Here is an 18,377-nt window from a genome sequence, read left to right on the forward strand (position 1 = left end):
AATGAAGAAGTTATTTATCCTACTATTTGTTGGCTTGGCAAGTGCTGTCAGTTTCCCGATCTTTGCGACGGAAGAGTTAGCCAATGTAGAAAACATCTCAAAGATAGCGAGTCTAGTGCGATGGAGCGGCGTGTTCTTCTCCATGATCGTTATTGCTGCGATGTGGTTACTGCTTAAGTTTATCAACTCGATGGTGACCAGTTTTGGTAGCCAATTCGTGCAATACCGAATGCTGCTACAGAAACTGCAGTCGTTTACTCAGTTCTTTATCTATGTGAGCACAGGTCTTATCGTGTTCATGATGAGCTTTAGAATCAACGACCAAATACTGGCTTTGATTGGTGGTACCCTCGCCGTGTCAGTCGGCTTTGCGCTTAAAGATTTGGCAGCTTCATTCATCGCGGGCATCACGGTAATGATTGATAGGCCCTTTCAAGTTGGTGACCGCGTCACGTTCGAAGGCAACTACGGTGATATCATTACCATTGGTTTGCGTTCAGTGCGAATGAGAACCCTGAACGATGACATCATTACCATTCCGAACAACAAGTTCTTAAATGAAGTGACCACCAGTGGTAACTACGGTGCGTTGGACATGCAGGTGGTGATTCCGTTTTACGTTGGTATGGATGAAGACATCACCCTAGCCCGCGATCTGATTCAAGAAGCGGCGTCTTCAAGTCGTTATATCCACTTGCCGAAACCTGTAACGGTTTTGGTTAAACAGACGATTACCGATAACTACCTAGCAATACAGCTAACTTGTAAGGCTTACGTTGTGGATACTGCGTATGAGAAGCTGTTTGAAACCGACATTACTTTGCGTGTGATGAAAGAGTTTAAGAAGCACAACATCAACCCACCGAAAATTTCAGTAGCGGCGCATTAGGCTTGATGCTTTAGACGTTTGTTGCTTATAGCAAATGACTAGCCATAAATAAAAACACCTCCGAACTTATCGCAAGTGCGGAGGTGTTTTTTATGAGCTTTTTATCTTTAAGCTAATAGTCCTATTGATGCTAAACCTTAAAGTATTTCAATTGCTCAGTAAGGTGTTCTGTAGTGTTCGCCATTTTCTGACTGTCTTCTGCGAGCGATTGTGAGGCTTGGAGTACCTCATTTGCAGCGAGTTGAGATTTGGTTTGCGATAGATTAGTAGTGCAGAATTTTCGTGCTTGGGTTAAAACGTTCGTGTAATAGCCCAAGCGCGTTAGAAATATTATCAGATGATAATATCAGTGAATGAGTTCTTAGAACTTATAGGTTTGATACAAGCAATTGAGGTGTCGCTTTCTGTTGAAGATAGATACTAAAGCAACTTCCCTTACCTACCTCCGATTCAACTCGGATCTCGCCGCCAGTTTGGCTCAAGATACTCTGAGATACTGACAACCCTAAGCCCGTGCCATCTCGTTTGGTGGTATAGAAAGGCGAGAAGATACGTTTCAGTTGTTCTTCCTTAATACCGCAGCCTTCATCTTGAACATGAACGATAGCGCCATGAGACACACCATTTTCAACCCAGTCTTCACTCGAAATGGTTAACGTGCCCTGACCGTCCATTGCATGAATCGCGTTCATTTGTAGGTTAACCAGAATCTGTAGCAATTGGTTTCGATTGACCTCGACTGAGGTTTTAGCGTTCAGCTGCGATACGTACACAATGCCTTTCTTCTTCGCACCTGTTTTTACAAGCGTAATACTTTCATCCACTATTGGGTTGATATGTTGCCACGTAATTTCGTCTTGTACGCCGCCGTGACGGCTGTATTGAAGCAGGCTTCGTGTGATATTTCGAATTCGGTCAATCTGCTCCATGATCGCGTGGACTTCCTCATCTACACGGCTCACTTCATCGCCCAGTTCAAACTTCATCAGTTCAACGTTGCCAAGAATCACGGCGGTTGGGTTATTGATCTCATGAGCAATACCTGCCGTTAATTCACCTAACGCGGCCAGTTTTTCATTGACCACCAGCTTATCTCTGGCTTGATTGAGAAGCTTGATGTGCAGTTCGAGTTCTTCAGTTTTCTCTTTCAAACTCGCGGTACGAGAATGCACTTTGCACTCTAGTTCAGACGCCGCTTGTTGAATCTCTTGATTACGCTCGTGCAGTAGATCCAACATCTTATCGAACTGTTTAGCGAGCAGTGTCAGTTCGTGTTGATCATCTAAACCTAGCGTACCAATTCGTTTGTCTTGACCCATCTGTACTAGCTTCACCACTTTATGAATGCGTTCGATTGGGTTGAAAAGATCACGCGCGCCACGGTGAACGATCAAACCGGATGCCAACAACAGCAACACAATGGTAATGCTAATTTCGCCAAGGTTGGTCAAGTAGGTTTCTATCAACGGCCAAATCAAATAACCGGTGTAAAGCATGCCGATCACATTATTAAACTGGTCATGGATTGGTTGGTAAGCTGTGATGTACCAAGCATCGTAAACATACGCTCGATCTAGCCACTCTTTACCTTCATTCAAGACTTTCGAGTGAACCTCGTGAGAAACACGTGTACCAATGGCGCGCCCTACACTGTCTTCACTGCTCAAAGGCACGTTGGTGCTGACACGAAGATCATCAAGGAAGACCGTGACCGTACCAATATGACGATTAAACCCTTCTCGTTGTGGATAGATAAGGTTACTGATTTGGTCAACAAGTTGAGTGCTGTTATTCAGTAAGATCCCACCATCCAGAAAACCAATCACATGATCATGTTCATCTTTGATGGATACAACGGTTCGGCTTACCAATCCTCGAGTCTCGACCTCTTGCCCGTTGAGCATCGGAACTTCCGCTTTTTTAGCGAGGTCACGATCGAGATAATTGAGTTCATTACGGCTTAAGACACTGAAAAACGAAGACTTGTGAGTTAAGTTTAGATACTCGAGTTTCTTTTCCATGCTCTCGACACTGCGCCAACGCAGAAAATCGAGCTCATAGCGAGATTTGTTCTCAGACACCCAGCGAGTTAGCTCTTCGTGTGAAAGATCACTCGCGAGTTTGGTTCGAAAGTTATAAGACTCGGCGAACGCACGAACGTTGTATGCTTGCTGATTTTGGATCAGGTGAATACTGTTATCGGCAACATCCAAGCGTTCATCAACATCAATCAGAGCGCCCTGCCACGTGTAACGTATTGACCAATACAGTGTGATAGCCACAAGCGCGCACAAGGTCAGAATGATCGGAGCTGATGTTAGGAATAATAATCGGTAGCGAACCATGGTTTTGAATCGGAACGCCCACTTTGACCACCAACGACGTCTAATCGGCATATTCAGAGCCTTCTGTGTTCCAATCTTTGTACTTACGCTCTAGCGTTTTACGTGCGACGCCAAGATCTCTTGCAGCTGCCGATTTATTGCCATCATGAAAACTAACCAGCTGTTCTATATGAGATTTTTCTACTTCTTTGAGTGTCCAAGTGTTTGGATAACCCTCGGCAGCGTCTGCATTATTCAAGTTTGGCATTTCCGCACCATGTGACACCGTCACTGAAATGCTAGCGGGAACAGGATCACCATTAATCTCGCGCCAATAGTGTGCTGGTGGCTTGTCTAAAAGAATGCATCGTTCGACTAAGTTTTTAAGTTCACGAATATTTCCCGGCCATTCGTATTCGTTCAACGCCAAGATATCTTCATGTGCCCAATTTGGAACTGGCATGCCAAGCTCGCTCGATAAAAGACGAGTAAAGTATGGAACAAGTTCAATCAGGTCTGACGGGCGCTCTCTCAATGGCACCACATCAATCTTAAGTACATTGAGTCGGTAGAACAGATCGCGGCGGAAGTGCCCTTTATCGACCTCTTCTTGAAGATTTCGGTTGGTCGCCGCCACCACTCGTACGTCAACGGAAATTTCCTTCTCGCTACCGACTGGACGAATGGTTCTTTGCTCTAACACGCGTAACAATGCAGCTTGCATTGGCAGTGGCATTTCACCAATTTCATCAAGGAACAAGGTGCCACCACTTGCGACTCGGAAAAGACCTTCACGGTTTTTCTTCGCACCAGTAAATGCGCCTGATGTATGTCCAAACAGTTCACTTTCTAGAAGCTCTGGAGCAATCGCACCACAGTTGATTGGCACAAATGGACCTGTGCGTTTACTGGCTTCATGTACACCACGAGCAACTAACTCTTTACCCGTACCTGACTCACCTTCTATAAGAACGGATGCTCTTGACGGTGCAAATTGACTGATCAGCAATTTAAGCTGTTTAGTTTTGTCTGAATTGCCGATCAATTCGGTCTTGATATGACGGCTAACATCACGCTTCAACGCATACTGCATTCTTTGATCAAGTCGCTTATCCATACAACGCAGAACCGCTTGTATCATCTGTTCGAGGTTGAACGGCTTAAGAATAAAATCTGAAGCACCAAGCTTAAGCGCGGATATGGTCATCTCTAGATCGGCATAACCCGTCATGAAAATCACATCGGCGCGTTTGTCGTTGTCGTTAAACGCCTCTTCCCACTCAATGCCAGAGCGGCCTGGTAGGTTGATATCAAGGACAATCAGATCAAAATGTTCGCTTGAACGCAGCGTTTCAGCCTCTTCAACCGACCCTGCGCTCGACACCTTGCCAAAGAACTTACCTAGTGCTTTCTTTAAGATAGCCTGCATACCCAATTCATCATCGACGACCAAAACGGAAAAGGCCTGATACTGAGTCAATGTGTTCGGGTTGAGATTGGATGCAGATGAACTAGGTAAAGACATAATGATTAGCCGGTGAGAAAAGTTGGGACAGAGTGTACCAATTAACCTTTTCTCCAACAGGGACAATGTGCGACATTTTGTCCTAGCTCATGTTTTGATTCATTTTAGAGGGCTAAATGACGCAGTTTTGTCCGAAATAACAGCAATTTAATGAGATCTGATGCATGATTTATTGGCATTAAGATTGCTTATAAGGTGTAGATTTCTAATTACATCAATTAGCGTCTTATGCACATGCCCTTTTTTGAGCCCTTTAAAACTGAAGGCATGTCATTCATTTATAACAGAATGGACATAATAATAATGAAAGCAATTCCCCTAACTATTGCAGCTCTATCTATCGTCAGTTACACGGCTAGCAGCGCGGAAGACACCACTCATATTAAGTTGGCGACAACCACAAGTACTTATCACTCTGGTCTACTGGACTACTTATTACCTGAGTTCGAAAAAGATTCTGGTATCAAAGTTGATGTTTTAGCGGCGGGTACAGGTAAATCACTTCGCATGGGTGAGAATGGCGATGTAGACCTAGTGATGACTCACGCACCAAAGGCTGAAGCGAATTTCGTTGAACAAGGTTACGGGGTTCTACCTCGCAAGCTGATGTACAACGACTTTGTCATTGTTGGTCCTCAAAGCGATCCAGCGAAGATCGAATCTCAAAAAGCAGTGACTGATGTGTTCAAAGCAATCGCGAACAATAACGTGACCTTCGTTTCTCGTGGTGACGACTCTGGTACTCATAAGAAAGAGATGGGTATTTGGGCACAAACTAAAATGGAACCAAACTTCGGTGGTTATCGCAGTGTTGGTCAAGGCATGGGCCCTACTCTGAACATGGCGTCAGAGATGCAAGGCTACACCATGACAGACCGTGGTACTTGGTTGGCTTACCAAAACAAATTGGATCTTAAAATCCTTTTCCAAGGTGACAAGAACCTCTTCAACCCTTACCAAGTGATTCTGGTTAACCCTGAGCGCTACCCAAGCATTAACTACCAAGCTGCGAAAGTATTCAGTGATTGGTTGGTGAACCCTAAAGGTCAGAAACTGATTAACGACTTTAAACTGCATGGCAAACAGCTGTTTGTAGCGAGCGCAGAGTAGTTTTTCGTCAGCGTAGATTCGTTTATAACAAGCTGAGAATGGTTTGTTGTAAGTACTAATTCCAATTAGCACTACGCTTAACTAACCAGTTAACTGAAGCATTTAAAGAAACAATAGCTGACCAATACACACTCAAATAGTTTGGGTCAGCTATGATTAACATCAGTCATTACCGATAAAACCTATTATCGATTTACACGAGATACTTCATGACCCTATGGCAAACAACGATTGATGCAATGAATCTACTTGTGAGCTTTGACCACGAATTGTGGAAAATCGTCGCGGTATCCTTCAGCGTATCTTTGTCCGCCATCTCATTGGTGATTGTTCCTGCAATCCTTATGGCTTTCTTATTGGCTTATACCGAGTTCCCCGGGAAATGGGCTCTGCTTTCAGTGATCAACACCCTGCAAGCTATCCCAACCGTGGTTATCGGTTTGTTGATGTACATGATGCTCTCTCGCTCTGGCCCGTTAGGTGATTGGGAATTACTGTTCACCCAAAAGGCGATGATTCTAGGTCAGATGCTGATCTGTTTCCCAATCCTAGTCGCGATGATGCACGGCGCTCTCCAAGCCAGTGACCGCCGAGCGGTTGAAACGGCGCGCACGCTTGGCGTATCAACCACACGTGTGGCATGTACCTTAATTTGGGAAACGCGCTTCCCTCTTCTAGCTGCAACTATCGCTGCCTTCTCTCGTATCGTCACTGAGGTTGGTTGTTCAATGATGGTCGGTGGCAACATTATGGGGATGACAAGAAACATCCCAACAGCTATCGCTATGGAAAGCCACAAAGGCGCATTCGCTCAAGGCGTCGCCCTCGGTATGGTGTTATTAGCATTGGCATTAGCCCTTAACTTTTTCCTTTCCAGTGTGAGAGGAAAAGGCTATTTAAGAACTTAGGAACGCTGTCATGAGTATAAAAATAACAACGCAGCAAATTTCAATGCGCTACAAAGAGCGTGTTTTGTTCCATATTCCCGAATTGTCGATCGGCCCCAACGATGCCATTTATCTCAAAGGAGATAATGGTGTGGGTAAAACGACCCTACTTAAAATATTGTCTGGATTGATTCAGCCAAGCTCTGGCCGCATTCAGTCTCCGACACAAAGCTGGCAGCAGATCTTATTCCCTAGGCTAAAATTTAAAGACATCATCTATCTGCACCAAACCCCTTACCTTTTTGATGGTTCGGTGTACCAAAATGTCGCTTATGGCATTCGCTTTAACAAAGAGAGCCAAAAAGATAAGCGAGCTCAAATAATTAATGCGTTGAGAATGGTAGGTTTAGAAACCCTAGCAGACGAGCACATTTCTGTTTTGTCTGGTGGTGAGCGTCAACGCGTAGCAATGGCACGAGCTTGGATTCTCAAGCCTTCAATCTTGCTGATGGACGAACCAAGTGCCTCTTTAGACAAAGAATCTATTGAAAGATTGGTGATAATGGCCGAAGATCTTCTTCAAAGAGGCGCGAGTTTAGTCATCACTAGTCACCAAACTAACGCGTTAACCGACTTATGTAAGAAGCAATGGTGGATCAAAGACAATACTTTGACCGAATCGCCGCTTCTGCAAGTTATTCAGAAAGATAAAGCACAAGAGAATATTTATGCTGCTTCCAACGCAAACTAGTTGGGTTATTTTGGCTGGCGGGCAGGCCAGCCGTATGGGCGGAAAAGATAAAGGACTCGTTGAGCTCAACGGTTCTCCGCTTATTCAATACGTTATAAACAAGCTGTCACAACAAGATGTCAGCATCACTATCAATGCCAATCGTAACTTAGACAGCTACCAAGCATTTGCTCCGGTTGTTTCCGATTCTTTCCCTGACTACCCAGGTCCGTTGGGTGGCATTCATGCTGGCCTTAAAAACGCGAGCACAGACTGGGTTGGTTTTGTCCCTTGCGACAGCCCACAAATCAGTGACGACCTTGTTGAGCGTTTTTGTTCTGCAGTAAAAGAAGACAGTGACATTCTTGTCGCGCATGATGGCGAATTTAAGCAACCTGTATTCACCCTATTCCACAAACGTGTTCTACCAAAGTTAGAAGCGTTTTTGGAACGTGGTGATCGTAAAATCATCTTGCTATACAAAGAGTGTGTCACGGAATATGTCGATTTTAGCGATTCTCCTAACTGCTTTGTTAATCTGAACACGCCAGAAGAACTCACCCAATTCGGAACGCTTCAATAATGAAAGATTCAAAACAACGCCCTAACCTTCCTCTATTGGGCTTTGCTGCTTATAGCGGTACAGGCAAAACAACGGTACTTGAAGCGTTACTGCCTCTGCTGACTAATGCGGGTTTAAAAGTGGGTGTTCTTAAACATGCTCACCACGATTTTGATGTCGATAAGCCAGGTAAAGACAGTTACCGCTTACGTAAAGCGGGCGCGAATCAAATGTTGATCGCTTCTCGTAACCGTCACGTGATGATGACAGAAACGCCAGAAGCCGAAGCTGATTTTGATTACCTTCTGACACGTTTCGATACCAACACGCTTGATCTGATTTTGGTTGAAGGTTGCAAGAACATTGCTTTCCCTAAAATTGAATTGCACAGAGATGAAGTCGGTAAACCTTGGTTATACCCGAACGATGACAACATTATTGCCATTGCTGCAGACAGCCAAGTGGAATCAGAACTGCCACAAATGGCGATCAGTGACTTAGAAGCGATTCGTGATTTCATTATTGAATATGCTCAGTCGTTTGACGGTTCCTCGAAAATAAGCGAAACCGCTTCTTGTTCGTCTTCAAAAGACAACACGCCTGCAGTGTGTTGTGATTCGTTCTCTCCTGCAGGTTTAACCGTTACTCAAGGCCAACAAAAGATTGTTGATAGCATTGACGCGCTTGATCTCACAGAGAGTGTTGAACTACTGCAGGGCTACGGTCGAGTGTTGGCTGAAGATGTGATCTCGCCAATCAATGTACCTCAAAACACCAACTCAGCAATGGACGGCTACGCAATTCGTAGTGAAGATCTAGAATTGGACAGTTACAACATCGTTGCTGAAGTCATGGCGGGTCACAGCTACGAGCAAATCGTGCAACAAGGTGAAGCCGTTAAAATCATGACCGGCGCACCAATGCCAGAAGGCGTTGATGTTGTCGTGATGCGTGAACAAGCCGTCCAAGATGGCGATAAAGTTAGCTTCCCTGATGCTAAAATCTCGGTTGGACAAAATGTCCGTATGGCAGGTGAAGATTTAGAAATCGGCCAACCTGTCTTTACACGTGGCACACGCATTGAAGCGCCAGAAATGGGCATGATGGCGTCGTTAGGTTTTGGTACCTGCCCTGTTCTGCGTAAAGTGAAAGTGGGTGTGTTCTCTACGGGTGATGAAGTTCAAGCGCCGGGTCACGAGCAAAAACCAAACTCTATCTATGACTCAAATCGTTTTACTATTATCGGTATGCTTCAAAAGCTCGGCTGTGACATCGTCGATTACGGCATCATTGAAGATGATGAGCAGAAGATGATGGATGTGCTGCATTCTGCGTCGCTTGAAACCGATATGGTTTTGACTTCTGGTGGTGTGTCTGTTGGTGATGCGGATTACATCAAGCTTGCGTTAGATAAACTGGGTGAAATCAACTTCTGGCGTATCAACATGCGTCCAGGTCGCCCATTGGCTTACGGTAAGATTGAGAACAAGCCGTTCTTTGGTTTACCGGGTAACCCTGTTGCTGTGATGGTGTCGTTCATTAACTTTGTTGAGCCTGCGATCCGCAAGCTTCAAGGTCAAACGAACTGGACACCAGTAAAAGCAAATGCTGTAGCAACTGAACAACTGCGCTCACGCCAAGGCCGTACTGAATTTAGCCGTGGTGTGTTCTCGATGAATGAATCCGGCGTGCTTGAAGTGAAAACAACGGGTAAGCAAGGTTCAGGTATTCTGCGTTCAATGAGTGAAGCGAACTGCTTAATCGAAATCTCTCCAGCAGTTGATACGGTGAAAGTTGGTGAAACAGTGACGATCATTCCTCTGCAAGGGCGTGTTTGATTCAAAGCTCAAACACCTAAATTGACTTAGCTGCTTTTTAATTGACTTAGAAGCTCATTGCTAAGACATAGACGAAGCCCCTTCTATCGAGCTTTCGATGTTAAGGGGCTTTTTGTTCTTTTCGTTTCGTGAAAGACAACCTGTTCGTTGCCTAAAAGAAAAATAGCTTAAATTACGCTAAACGTTAGAACGATAATCTTAAGATTTCTTATCATAACCTTGAGCCACGTACGCTTTTTATGTAGAGTGCGCGCAAAGTAATAATTCTATTGGAGAGCACCATGGCTCGTACCATTCTGTACACTTACAAAGACGAAGACAAAGAGTTACTGTTTTCAAAACAAGAACACCGCACGATCCAAGAAGCTGTTGCTGCAGCTGAAGGCATCGATATCTCTGAGTATCTAAAAACTGAGCAACAGCTTGAGTTGATTTCTGATACTAAAGCGGTTCGCAACTACCAAGACAACTACTTCCGCAAGCTTGGCTTTACTAAGCTTACGTTGAAGCAAAAAGACAATCTTGGTGTTGGTAAAAAGAAGAAGTAAGCCCTCTTGGCTCTTTTCTTGATATGTCGTTTCTAGCTTTTCGTTTGTAGTTAACAGCTAACAGCTAAAGAAACGAAAGCTCCGAACAATAAAAAATGCCGCAACCTCTTTCGAGATTGCGGCATTTTTATTTGTACTTTTTAACTATCTAACCTTAGCTAGCTTAACTTAAGTCACGATTACTTAATGTTAAGGAATGCAGCACCACGAACGCCGCCTGAATCACCATGCTTCGCTTTGATGATCTTTGGACATTTCGCTACAGACAGTAGGTATTTAGGGATACGCTTTGGCATCTCTTCGTAGATAAGTTCGAAGTTTGAAAGACCGCCACCCAATGCAACTACGTGTGGATCAAGACCGGTAAACAGGTTCGCGAAACAGATAGCCAATAGCTCCATGAAACGATCAACGTGCTCAGCCGCTTTTGCTTCACCTTCGTTGTACGCTTGAATGATCTCGATTGCTTTCTTCTTCTCGCCGAAGTAGTGCTCGTAAATCAATTCAAAGCCACGACCTGATAGGTAGCTGTCTAGACAACCTTTCTTGCCACAACCACAACCGAGTAACGGTGCGTTGTCGCCAAGGTGGAACCAAGCATCAATAGGAAGACGCATATGGCCCAGTTCACCTGCAACGTGGTTACGACCAGAGAACACTTTGCCTTCGTAAACTAACCCGCCACCAAAACCAGTACCTAGAATTAGGCCTGCTACTGATGGTTCGTCTTTAAGCTCGTCATCCCACGCTTCTGAAAGCGCAAAGCAATTCGCATCATTTTCAATTTTCACACTACGACCAATAAGTGCTTCTAGGTCTTTACGTAGTGGTTTCCCCGTTGAAGCTGGCACGTTAACAACCAGCATTGTGCCGTCGTCAGCATCTTCCATACCAGGAAGACCAAGACCAATTTTACCTTCGCAAGAAAATTCACTGTCGTACTTCTTCACCAAACCGGCAATCGTATCAAGTAGCAGTTGATAATCTTCAGTAGGCGTTGGTACGCGTTCTGTTGCTACTCGCTCAAGTTTTTCATTGAACGCACCAAATTCAATTTTTGTGCCGCCAACATCGAAGCCGTAATACATGAAATCTCTCCAATTTTTCCCTAAATTCGGGCAAATAAATTTTTCAAATTAAACATCTAGGACGCATTATCCATAACACCCCCCCTACAAACCGTGATGGATAACAAACTTATCTCGTGTTCGAATCTGTTTGAACAACAAGTCAGCACAAAGCGGTTAAAGGTTAGAGTGACGTCTCATTTTTAGTGTGCTCTATGAAAGCGTTCAGGCTTGGTTTGGTTGGATCGGACTTATAACGCGTCTTACTTAGCATGTAGCTTTCACGAAATGTCTCAAACCACAGCTGTAAAGTCTTTGCGCCCTGCTCTTCACCAGCCTGTTTCAAAACCAAGCTCGCTACTTCTGCAGTCGAGAGATGTTGTTCGTTGTCTGACTTACGCATCATGTATTGCGAAACCGATTCTGGTTCGATCGACAACACCGGTAAGTCTTGCAGATACTCTGAACGACGGAAAATACGTCGTGCTTCACGCCAACTACCATCAATAAAGATCAGCAGCAACGTCTTGTTCGAATCTCGCATTTCAGCAAGATCTGCAACCACACGCGATTTGTCATCGGTATAATCTTCAGGAAAGACCACGACTGGCTGATATTTATCGTCTTTCAGCACATCAAGCATCTCTTGATTCGGTTCAGTGCGGTGCCAAAGGTAGGCATAGCTGTCTTTAACGGTATCAAGGATTAAACGGCCGGTATTACTTGGTTTGAGTATTTCGTTGTCCGATAAGATCAACATGGTCGCGACGTTCGTATTTACGTCTGGTTGATGTTCACAGATACAGCTGTCTTGTTTGATTTTACAGAACTGACATCGAACCACTTTACACCCGCGCGCGTTAAACGGCTTGGTAGAAAGAGACAAACGGTGTTGATATAAACGGTGAAAAGCGTGGATTCTCATGGACAATAACGATAAATCTAGAAAAGTGGCACGATTGTACTTACAGTGTCCCTAGAATGATAGAAGGAATTCCCATGCAAGACCCATCACTGCTTCGCCTTGTTTGTTTTATTGTCGTTTTCGGACTGTGTGCGCTTTGGGAATACCGTTTTCCACGTAAAGCACTGACTCAAAGCAAATGGTTTCGCTGGGGAAACAACTTTGCGTTAGTCGCTTTGAACAGCTTTCTATTGGCTACTATAATTCCTATCGCAGCATTTCAAGCGGCGGTTATCGCACAAGAAAACCAATGGGGTCTGTTCAATACCCTGTCACTTCCTAAAGAATTGACCATTCTGATCTGTGTATTGCTCTTGGATTGTGCCATTTACCTACAGCACTTGGTGTTTCACCGTGTTCCTTGGTTGTGGAAGCTACATCGAGTTCACCATGCGGATCTAGATATCGATGTCACAACCGGAACGCGCTTTCACCCTATTGAGATGATTCTTTCGATGCTCATCAAGGTGAGTTTGGTGATCGCACTTGGTGTGCCTGTCATTGCTGTCGTGATATTTGAAATTGTTCTTAATGCGAGCGCGATGTTTAACCATAGCAATGCACGTCTTCCGCTATGGTTCGATAAACGATTGAGAAAAGTGATTGTGACACCAGACATGCACCGCGTTCATCACTCGGTCATTGTTAAGGAAACGCACTCAAACTTTGGCTTCTTTTTATCAGTGTGGGACATCTGGTTTAAGACTTACCGCGCCCAACCCAAGCTTGGTCATGACAAGGTGCATATTGGTGTTCCCGAGATTCAAGATGGTAAAGAGCAACGGCTAGATTTAATGTTACGTCAGCCATTTGCACGATTCCCGACAACGAAAGATTAAGTTCGAATTCAGTTGAGTCTCAAGCTTATATTGAGACCAACCTTAGCTTAATACCAAAGTTATCTTAATCCGAAAACAAAACGCCCTTAGATTCTTGTGAGAACTTAAGGGCGTTTCTGTATCGATAGAATTATAAGAGCAGTTAGCGCTTCAACTCTTGTGCTGTTTGGCTTAACTCAGCACGCTCGTTTATTTCAGCACGCTCGTTTAGTTTAAAACGTACTTATGAAGCATAGCTTGTTGGTGCCCTGCTATCTCTCCGACTTGCTCTGAACTCTCGATCATAGATTCAAGTTGCAGCTTAGTATTTTCGCCCTGCTCAGACACGCGAGTGATAGAATGCGTTACATCGACAGTCGCACGTGCTTGTTGTTCGGTTGCCACCATGATTTGCTCAACACGCCCTTTGATCTGGCTTACTGCAAATTCTATTTTCTCGAAGGCTTGTCTTACATCACCACTGGTTTGCAGTGCATTGGCCATCTCGCTTCTCGATTCCGTTACAGAAGCACGTGAGCGATCTGCTGCCGCTACTAGTTCGTTCATCATGCTACGAATATTGGTGGTTTGCTGGGATGTGCCGCTCGCCAATTTACGCACTTCGTCTGCAACTACCGCAAAACCTCGACCTTGTTCACCTGCTCGCGCCGCTTCTATCGCAGCGTTCAGTGCCAATAAGTTGGTGTTTTCAGCGATTCCGCTTATCATATCGACCATTTCACGAATCTGTTTCACTCGACCATCCAAGTCAGCCATCGACTCTTCACTCATGCTAAGAGAGTGCTCAAGCGCTTGTAATCGTTGTTGGTTAAGGCCAACCACTTGGCTGCCACTCACTGACTCATCTTCTGCTATTTGAGCATCGTCGTTCGATGCGTTAGAAATACGAGCAATCTCACCAATCGATGCTTCCAGCTCAGTAATGGTGGTGATCATATTCTGAAGTGATTCGTTCTGCTCGTTCAAGCTCGAATTGGTTTGCTCTGCAGCGTCGTGGCTTACTTCTGCCGTTTGATAAAGCGTCTCACAGTTGCGCGTTACTAAACGAACCGAATCTGCGGTTGAATCAACGACCGTATTGAGTTTTGAAGTAATAACTTGCAGCTCTAGCGGCCCCAGTAATTCACTCTGTTTAGAGAAGTCATGATCTGCCAGTGAACTCAACTGTTGAGTTATGTTTTTAAGCCCTTTATTCATCCAACGGCGTAACACGAACCATGAAATCACAATGATTACGGCAATCACTAGCCCGCTGATAAACAACACACGATCAATATTGGTAATGGTTTGATTTACAACCAGTTCACTTTCATCAATCAGGTGGGAAGCGGTGGAAGACAGCTGATTCAATGTGCTAATGACGGTGTTCGCTAAGTTAATGACTTGCGTTAAGTTTTGCTCTTGCTGCTGAACCAGTTCGAGTTTCAAGAGGATTTGTTTGATTACACCTTCTTCGGTAAAGCCTTCTTTCACCATCTCGTAAGGCGCCGTCAAGCTCGCGAACTCAACGATGTCTGGATGCCAATCGGCAAAATCGCTGTAAGCCAAGTTAAGGCCTGCGATTCGGTTTCTCAATTGACGGTATTCGTCTTGTGCTTTATCAATGTCAGATTGCATCATCAGCATCAAGAAGGTGTTCGCCATAGCAGACGCGCTGGATGTAAATCGGTTCGCTGCATCGCTCGCTTCTGGGTTGTCTTCAACCAAGAATGAGCTGATTCGATTCATTTCTGGTCCGATAGATCCAACGCCATAACGGAACTCGCCCATTTTACTGTCGATCAGATTTTGCTTACTTTGAATCTCAATCTGCGCCAGCAGTACCGTGTTGGTCATAGCTTGCAGTTGCGCCATGTCATCGACAAGGATTTGTTGTTGCTCTAAAGAGATCGCATCAGGAAAAGATTGGGAAATAAAAAGAAGTTCCTCTAGCGTGGTATTGCTCTCTGTCGCGAGTTGGTCAATTGAGCCCCTTGTGGCATTCAGTGTATCTAAGTCGGTTGATTGGGTGCTGTAAGTGAGAAGTTTTACTTGTTCTAATACGCTTTGCGTTAATTCGGCGTTATGTAGAGCAAGGGGTAATGCTTGTTCCGAGAGTGCATCAAAATGTCCCCCGACCCGTTCAACGCCCCGAATGCTAACCATTGATAAAAAAGTAACAAGTAAAAGAATGGAAATAAATACAGCAGTGACGGTTTGAATGAGCGAGAATGTATAACGTGAGGGTTTTATTGATAAATTTGTGTCGGGCATGTGAAATCCAGTTTGACTACGAAAAGAGATATCCTTAAGTTAGGTCGTATACTAGAAGTCCTTGATGACGTTTTTATTTCAGTTTTTTGTCAGAAGAGTTACATATGAAAATCAGAAAAATGGCTGTAGTTACAATAACTTTAGCAACATTGGCTGCTTGTAGCTCGTCACCTTCGCCTTCTCAGCTTAGTCAAACCGCACAGAAACCCCTATCAAAGTCAGAACAATTGACTACAAACGCTTATATGAGCGTGTATGAACAGTGGAAAGGCGTGCCATACCATTTCGGTGGGACCTCATTTCGAGGTATAGATTGCTCTGCTTTTGTTCAAATCGCCGTGCAAAATGCGACTCAACAAGCTCTACCAAGAACCACAAAAGACCAGAGTAAAAAGGGAAAAGAAATTGCGTATGGGCAGGCAACAAGCGGTGACTTGGTGTTTTTCAAGACTTCGATGACGGTGCGACATGTAGGCGTTTATTTAGGAAACAACCAATTTCTACATGCCTCGACATCGAAAGGTGTCATTATTTCTAGGTTAGATAACCCTTACTGGGCATCCAAGTTTTGGCACTTTAGGCGTTTATAGCGGTTCGAAAGATAAACCGCTGAGCGAGGTAACTCTAGAAAGATACGACTTAAACGCCCGTTGTTATTATGCTGATTAATTACGACGATAAATGAGCAAACAAACCGTTAATCGTATTTAGCAACAGCAGTATCAAACAGGTTCTTCACTAACGCGATGTACTCATCGAGGAATACAATTTGTTCGTTAGTCGCTTTCTTAGCCCACACACCCGCTAATACTTCACCAAGATCCGCTACTACGGCATCTGCTTCTTTCAAAAGTTGAAAACGAACGCTCGAATGCAACTCTGGGTTTTGCTCGAAAATAGCCATGATGTTTGTTGAAATCATGTCGGTAACAATGTCTTCGACACTTTCGTTTCCAGTATCACCATTACTATTGGTAAACACATCAAGGTTGAATGATAGGTGCTCGATTAAAGCCAAATAGCCATCGGTTTCTACAACCACAATAATTCTCCGTTTTAAGCTCTAGAGCAGATTAATACGTACTTGCCTAATACTATGTAAATGAAGCTATTTGTCATCACTTTATTGCCCAAAACTACATTTTAATGATCCTAGTTAGTATTTCAGCTTAAAATTAAATCGATATAGCTTTATGTGGTATACCTGCCTACTTACGACATAAGTAAATTCACGCTAAAGAAGTGTAAGACAAACTTTGAAGCAAAGTATTGCGCCAGTTAACAATAGCCCTTTCAACTTACTCTAAAAGCTCATTTGATTTAGTCGCTAGACAATAACAAGCTCAAACATCTTTTCCAGTTTGTGGCGTTCAAAACCGTTTCGTTTGTGAGACCAGTTCCAAACTATTTCATCACGTCAGGTTTTCAATTTATGTTTGTATTTCAAAGAGCTTGAATCAGTTCGAGTTCACAATTCGGCCAATTGATTCTACGTAAGATGAAGAAGAGCTAAGAACATTGACGAGTGCGTCTATAAATTGTTCAGATTTATCCTAAACTAACGCTATTAAACAAACAGTATTTCTAACCTTCAACCTTTTTAACTTTCAGTCTTTGAGGATTTCCTATGTGGCAGGCCATTTCTCAACAACTTTCAGATACTCTTCTATTTAACTTTCAGATTACTGAACGTACCAAGGTTTCTGGTGGCGACATCAACGATTGCTATATGATCAGCGATGGTAATGAGCGTTACTTTGTGAAAGTGAATCAGCGAGAATTTTTACCTAAGTTTGAAATTGAAGCTGAGAACTTACGCTTGTTAAGAGAAACCTCCACTGTTTACGTTCCTGAGTTGGTGCTTATTGGCAAAACCAAAGAGTGCTCGTTCATTATTCTGAATTACTTGCCGACCAAACCGCTCGAGACGGGCAACAATAGCTTCGATTTCGGCGTTCAGCTTGCGCGGCTTCATCAATGGGGCGAGCAAAAAGAGTTTGGTTGCGACCAAGACAACTATATCGGCAGCACACTTCAACCCAACCCTTGGCATAAGAAATGGGGTCGCTTTTTCTCTGAGCAACGCATTGGTTTCCAACTGCAACTGCTCAAAGAGAAAGGCATCGAGTTTGGTGATATCGATGACATCGTTGATGTGGTGAATATGCGTCTTGCTGGCCACAACCCTCGCCCTTCTTTGCTTCATGGGGATCTTTGGAATGGCAATGTTGCTAACTCTGCGTTTGGCCCAATTTGCTACGACCCTGCTTGTTACTGGGGGGACCATGAGTGTGATTTGGCGTTAACTGAATTGTTTGAAGGTTTCCCTAAAGAGTTTTATGAAGGTTACCAGAGCGTCAATCCACTCGACGTGGGCTATACTGATCGGAAAGACATTTACAACTTGTACCATCTTCTTAACCACTGCAATCAATTTGGCGGCGAATATTTAGCACACACTGAAGCATGCATTCAGAAGATACAGGCCGTTTAATACCAATCACAGCTAGCTATTGCGTTCTATAACGCTACTGCGATCTTTAAAGCTACTACGATTGGAACAAGTTACAGTGAGGAGAATTCGCGATGCATAAATACACAGAGAAACATGTCTCCTGCCCCCACTGTGGGCATGCCATCAGCATAACGCTTGATGCTTCTAATGGGAGCCAAGATTTTTATGACGATTGCCCAGCATGTTGCAATGCCATTCACCTCGACATGCAGGTAGATGAGGTAAGAGACAGGATTAATCTCTCGATTGATGCAGACGACGAACAAGTCTTCTAACACCTACTCTCTTGTCGAGTTGGCTCTACACCTCGATTTTGAGGCTAGCCT

Annotated in this window: 17 protein-coding genes; 11 read left to right on the top strand and 6 right to left on the bottom strand. The window is 44.1% G+C overall.

Annotation, left to right across the window (positions count from 1 at the left end; genetic code table 11):
* Position 1 precedes the first annotated feature (1 nt).
* Positions 2 to 889 carry a mechanosensitive ion channel family protein gene (locus tag AB6E52_RS10455; RefSeq protein WP_017059614.1) on the top strand — a complete coding sequence of 296 codons (888 nt, stop codon included), beginning with the start codon at positions 2 to 4 and terminating at the stop codon, positions 887 to 889.
* Positions 890 to 1,257: 368 nt separating this feature from the next.
* Here AB6E52_RS10455 and AB6E52_RS10460 read toward each other — a convergent pair whose 3' ends face one another.
* Entirely contained in the window at positions 1,258 to 3,285 is a 2,028-nt protein-coding gene (locus AB6E52_RS10460; RefSeq protein WP_102320207.1) for a cache domain-containing protein, read from the bottom strand.
* Positions 3,275 to 4,738: a sigma-54 dependent transcriptional regulator gene (locus tag AB6E52_RS10465; protein WP_029235435.1), complete on the bottom strand. Its 1,464-nt coding sequence runs from the start codon at positions 4,736 to 4,738 to the stop codon at positions 3,275 to 3,277. The genes AB6E52_RS10460 and AB6E52_RS10465 overlap by 11 nt, the downstream gene beginning before the upstream one ends.
* Before the next feature lie 303 nt (positions 4,739 to 5,041).
* Between AB6E52_RS10465 and AB6E52_RS10470 the strand changes: the two genes are divergently transcribed.
* The 6 genes from AB6E52_RS10470 to AB6E52_RS10495 all read left to right on the top strand — a co-directional run bounded on the left by AB6E52_RS10470 (position 5,042) and on the right by AB6E52_RS10495 (position 10,413).
* Positions 5,042 to 5,848 carry a substrate-binding domain-containing protein gene (locus AB6E52_RS10470; RefSeq protein WP_017077255.1) on the top strand — a complete coding sequence of 269 codons (807 nt, stop codon included), beginning with the start codon at positions 5,042 to 5,044 and terminating at the stop codon, positions 5,846 to 5,848.
* Positions 5,849 to 6,057: 209 nt separating this feature from the next.
* Positions 6,058 to 6,756, top strand: coding sequence for an ABC transporter permease (locus AB6E52_RS10475; RefSeq protein WP_017068184.1), 699 nt, complete (start codon positions 6,058 to 6,060; stop codon positions 6,754 to 6,756).
* 10 nt (positions 6,757 to 6,766) lie between these two features.
* Positions 6,767 to 7,486, top strand: a complete 720-nt coding sequence (locus AB6E52_RS10480; RefSeq protein ID WP_004733775.1) for an energy-coupling factor ABC transporter ATP-binding protein — start codon at positions 6,767 to 6,769, stop codon at positions 7,484 to 7,486.
* Positions 7,464 to 8,048, top strand: a complete 585-nt coding sequence (gene mobA, locus AB6E52_RS10485; protein ID WP_004733776.1) for a molybdenum cofactor guanylyltransferase MobA — start codon at positions 7,464 to 7,466, stop codon at positions 8,046 to 8,048. The genes AB6E52_RS10480 and mobA overlap by 23 nt, the downstream gene beginning before the upstream one ends.
* Positions 8,048 to 9,865 carry a bifunctional molybdopterin-guanine dinucleotide biosynthesis adaptor protein MobB/molybdopterin molybdotransferase MoeA gene (locus AB6E52_RS10490; RefSeq protein WP_102320208.1) on the top strand — a complete coding sequence of 606 codons (1,818 nt, stop codon included), beginning with the start codon at positions 8,048 to 8,050 and terminating at the stop codon, positions 9,863 to 9,865. The genes mobA and AB6E52_RS10490 overlap by 1 nt, the downstream gene beginning before the upstream one ends.
* Positions 9,866 to 10,146: 281 nt before the next feature.
* A complete protein-coding gene (locus AB6E52_RS10495; protein WP_017063882.1) occupies positions 10,147 to 10,413 on the top strand; it encodes a DUF2960 family protein in 267 nt (88 codons plus the stop codon).
* Between the two features lie 179 nt (positions 10,414 to 10,592).
* Here AB6E52_RS10495 and nagK read toward each other — a convergent pair whose 3' ends face one another.
* Entirely contained in the window at positions 10,593 to 11,501 is a 909-nt protein-coding gene (gene nagK / locus AB6E52_RS10500) for an N-acetylglucosamine kinase (RefSeq protein WP_017068179.1), read from the bottom strand.
* Positions 11,502 to 11,664: 163 nt separating this feature from the next.
* Positions 11,665 to 12,411: a tRNA-uridine aminocarboxypropyltransferase gene (locus AB6E52_RS10505; protein WP_080582212.1), complete on the bottom strand. Its 747-nt coding sequence runs from the start codon at positions 12,409 to 12,411 to the stop codon at positions 11,665 to 11,667.
* Positions 12,412 to 12,479: 68 nt separating this feature from the next.
* On the opposite strand from AB6E52_RS10505, the gene AB6E52_RS10510 reads away from it, so the two are divergent.
* Entirely contained in the window at positions 12,480 to 13,283 is an 804-nt protein-coding gene (locus tag AB6E52_RS10510; protein ID WP_102320209.1) for a sterol desaturase family protein, read from the top strand.
* A gap of 207 nt (positions 13,284 to 13,490) precedes the next feature.
* Here AB6E52_RS10510 and AB6E52_RS10515 read toward each other — a convergent pair whose 3' ends face one another.
* On the bottom strand, positions 13,491 to 15,536 hold the full coding sequence (locus AB6E52_RS10515) for a methyl-accepting chemotaxis protein (protein WP_102320210.1): 2,046 nt from the start codon (positions 15,534 to 15,536) through the stop codon (positions 13,491 to 13,493).
* 104 nt (positions 15,537 to 15,640) lie between these two features.
* Here AB6E52_RS10515 and AB6E52_RS10520 point away from each other — a divergent pair, with 104 nt between their 5' ends.
* On the top strand, positions 15,641 to 16,126 hold the full coding sequence (locus tag AB6E52_RS10520; protein WP_017059602.1) for a C40 family peptidase: 486 nt from the start codon (positions 15,641 to 15,643) through the stop codon (positions 16,124 to 16,126).
* A gap of 107 nt (positions 16,127 to 16,233) precedes the next feature.
* On the opposite strand, the gene AB6E52_RS10525 is transcribed toward AB6E52_RS10520, so the two are convergent.
* Positions 16,234 to 16,578 carry a DUF3802 family protein gene (locus AB6E52_RS10525; RefSeq protein WP_010440912.1) on the bottom strand — a complete coding sequence of 115 codons (345 nt, stop codon included), beginning with the start codon at positions 16,576 to 16,578 and terminating at the stop codon, positions 16,234 to 16,236.
* Between the two features lie 585 nt (positions 16,579 to 17,163).
* Between AB6E52_RS10525 and AB6E52_RS10530 the strand changes: the two genes are divergently transcribed.
* Both AB6E52_RS10530 and AB6E52_RS10535 read left to right on the top strand, forming a co-directional pair.
* A complete protein-coding gene (locus AB6E52_RS10530; RefSeq protein WP_017059601.1) occupies positions 17,164 to 18,030 on the top strand; it encodes a fructosamine kinase family protein in 867 nt (288 codons plus the stop codon).
* Between the two features lie 92 nt (positions 18,031 to 18,122).
* Positions 18,123 to 18,326: a CPXCG motif-containing cysteine-rich protein gene (locus tag AB6E52_RS10535; protein WP_004733789.1), complete on the top strand. Its 204-nt coding sequence runs from the start codon at positions 18,123 to 18,125 to the stop codon at positions 18,324 to 18,326.
* Positions 18,327 to 18,377 lie beyond the last annotated feature (51 nt).

Source organism: Vibrio sp. 10N.247.311.13 (genome assembly GCF_041467595.1).
Lineage (GTDB): Bacteria > Pseudomonadota > Gammaproteobacteria > Enterobacterales > Vibrionaceae > Vibrio > Vibrio crassostreae_C.

Bases quoted from the DNA above. Each gene is read 5' to 3' on its own strand.
- AB6E52_RS10455 (WP_017059614.1), top strand. From the start codon at position 2: ATGAAGAAGTTATTTATCCTACTATTTGTTGGCTTGGCAAGTGCTGTC.
- AB6E52_RS10460 (WP_102320207.1), bottom strand. From the start codon at position 3,285: ATGCCGATTAGACGTCGTTGGTGGTCAAAGTGGGCGTTCCGATTCAAA.
- AB6E52_RS10465 (WP_029235435.1), bottom strand. From the start codon at position 4,738: ATGTCTTTACCTAGTTCATCTGCATCCAATCTCAACCCGAACACATTG.
- AB6E52_RS10470 (WP_017077255.1), top strand. From the start codon at position 5,042: ATGAAAGCAATTCCCCTAACTATTGCAGCTCTATCTATCGTCAGTTAC.
- AB6E52_RS10475 (WP_017068184.1), top strand. From the start codon at position 6,058: ATGACCCTATGGCAAACAACGATTGATGCAATGAATCTACTTGTGAGC.
- AB6E52_RS10480 (WP_004733775.1), top strand. From the start codon at position 6,767: ATGAGTATAAAAATAACAACGCAGCAAATTTCAATGCGCTACAAAGAG.
- mobA (WP_004733776.1), top strand. From the start codon at position 7,464: ATGCTGCTTCCAACGCAAACTAGTTGGGTTATTTTGGCTGGCGGGCAG.
- AB6E52_RS10490 (WP_102320208.1), top strand. From the start codon at position 8,048: ATGAAAGATTCAAAACAACGCCCTAACCTTCCTCTATTGGGCTTTGCT.
- AB6E52_RS10495 (WP_017063882.1), top strand. From the start codon at position 10,147: ATGGCTCGTACCATTCTGTACACTTACAAAGACGAAGACAAAGAGTTA.
- nagK (WP_017068179.1), bottom strand. From the start codon at position 11,501: ATGTATTACGGCTTCGATGTTGGCGGCACAAAAATTGAATTTGGTGCG.
- AB6E52_RS10510 (WP_102320209.1), top strand. From the start codon at position 12,480: ATGCAAGACCCATCACTGCTTCGCCTTGTTTGTTTTATTGTCGTTTTC.
- AB6E52_RS10515 (WP_102320210.1), bottom strand. From the start codon at position 15,536: ATGCCCGACACAAATTTATCAATAAAACCCTCACGTTATACATTCTCG.
- AB6E52_RS10520 (WP_017059602.1), top strand. From the start codon at position 15,641: ATGAAAATCAGAAAAATGGCTGTAGTTACAATAACTTTAGCAACATTG.
- AB6E52_RS10530 (WP_017059601.1), top strand. From the start codon at position 17,164: ATGTGGCAGGCCATTTCTCAACAACTTTCAGATACTCTTCTATTTAAC.
- AB6E52_RS10535 (WP_004733789.1), top strand. From the start codon at position 18,123: ATGCATAAATACACAGAGAAACATGTCTCCTGCCCCCACTGTGGGCAT.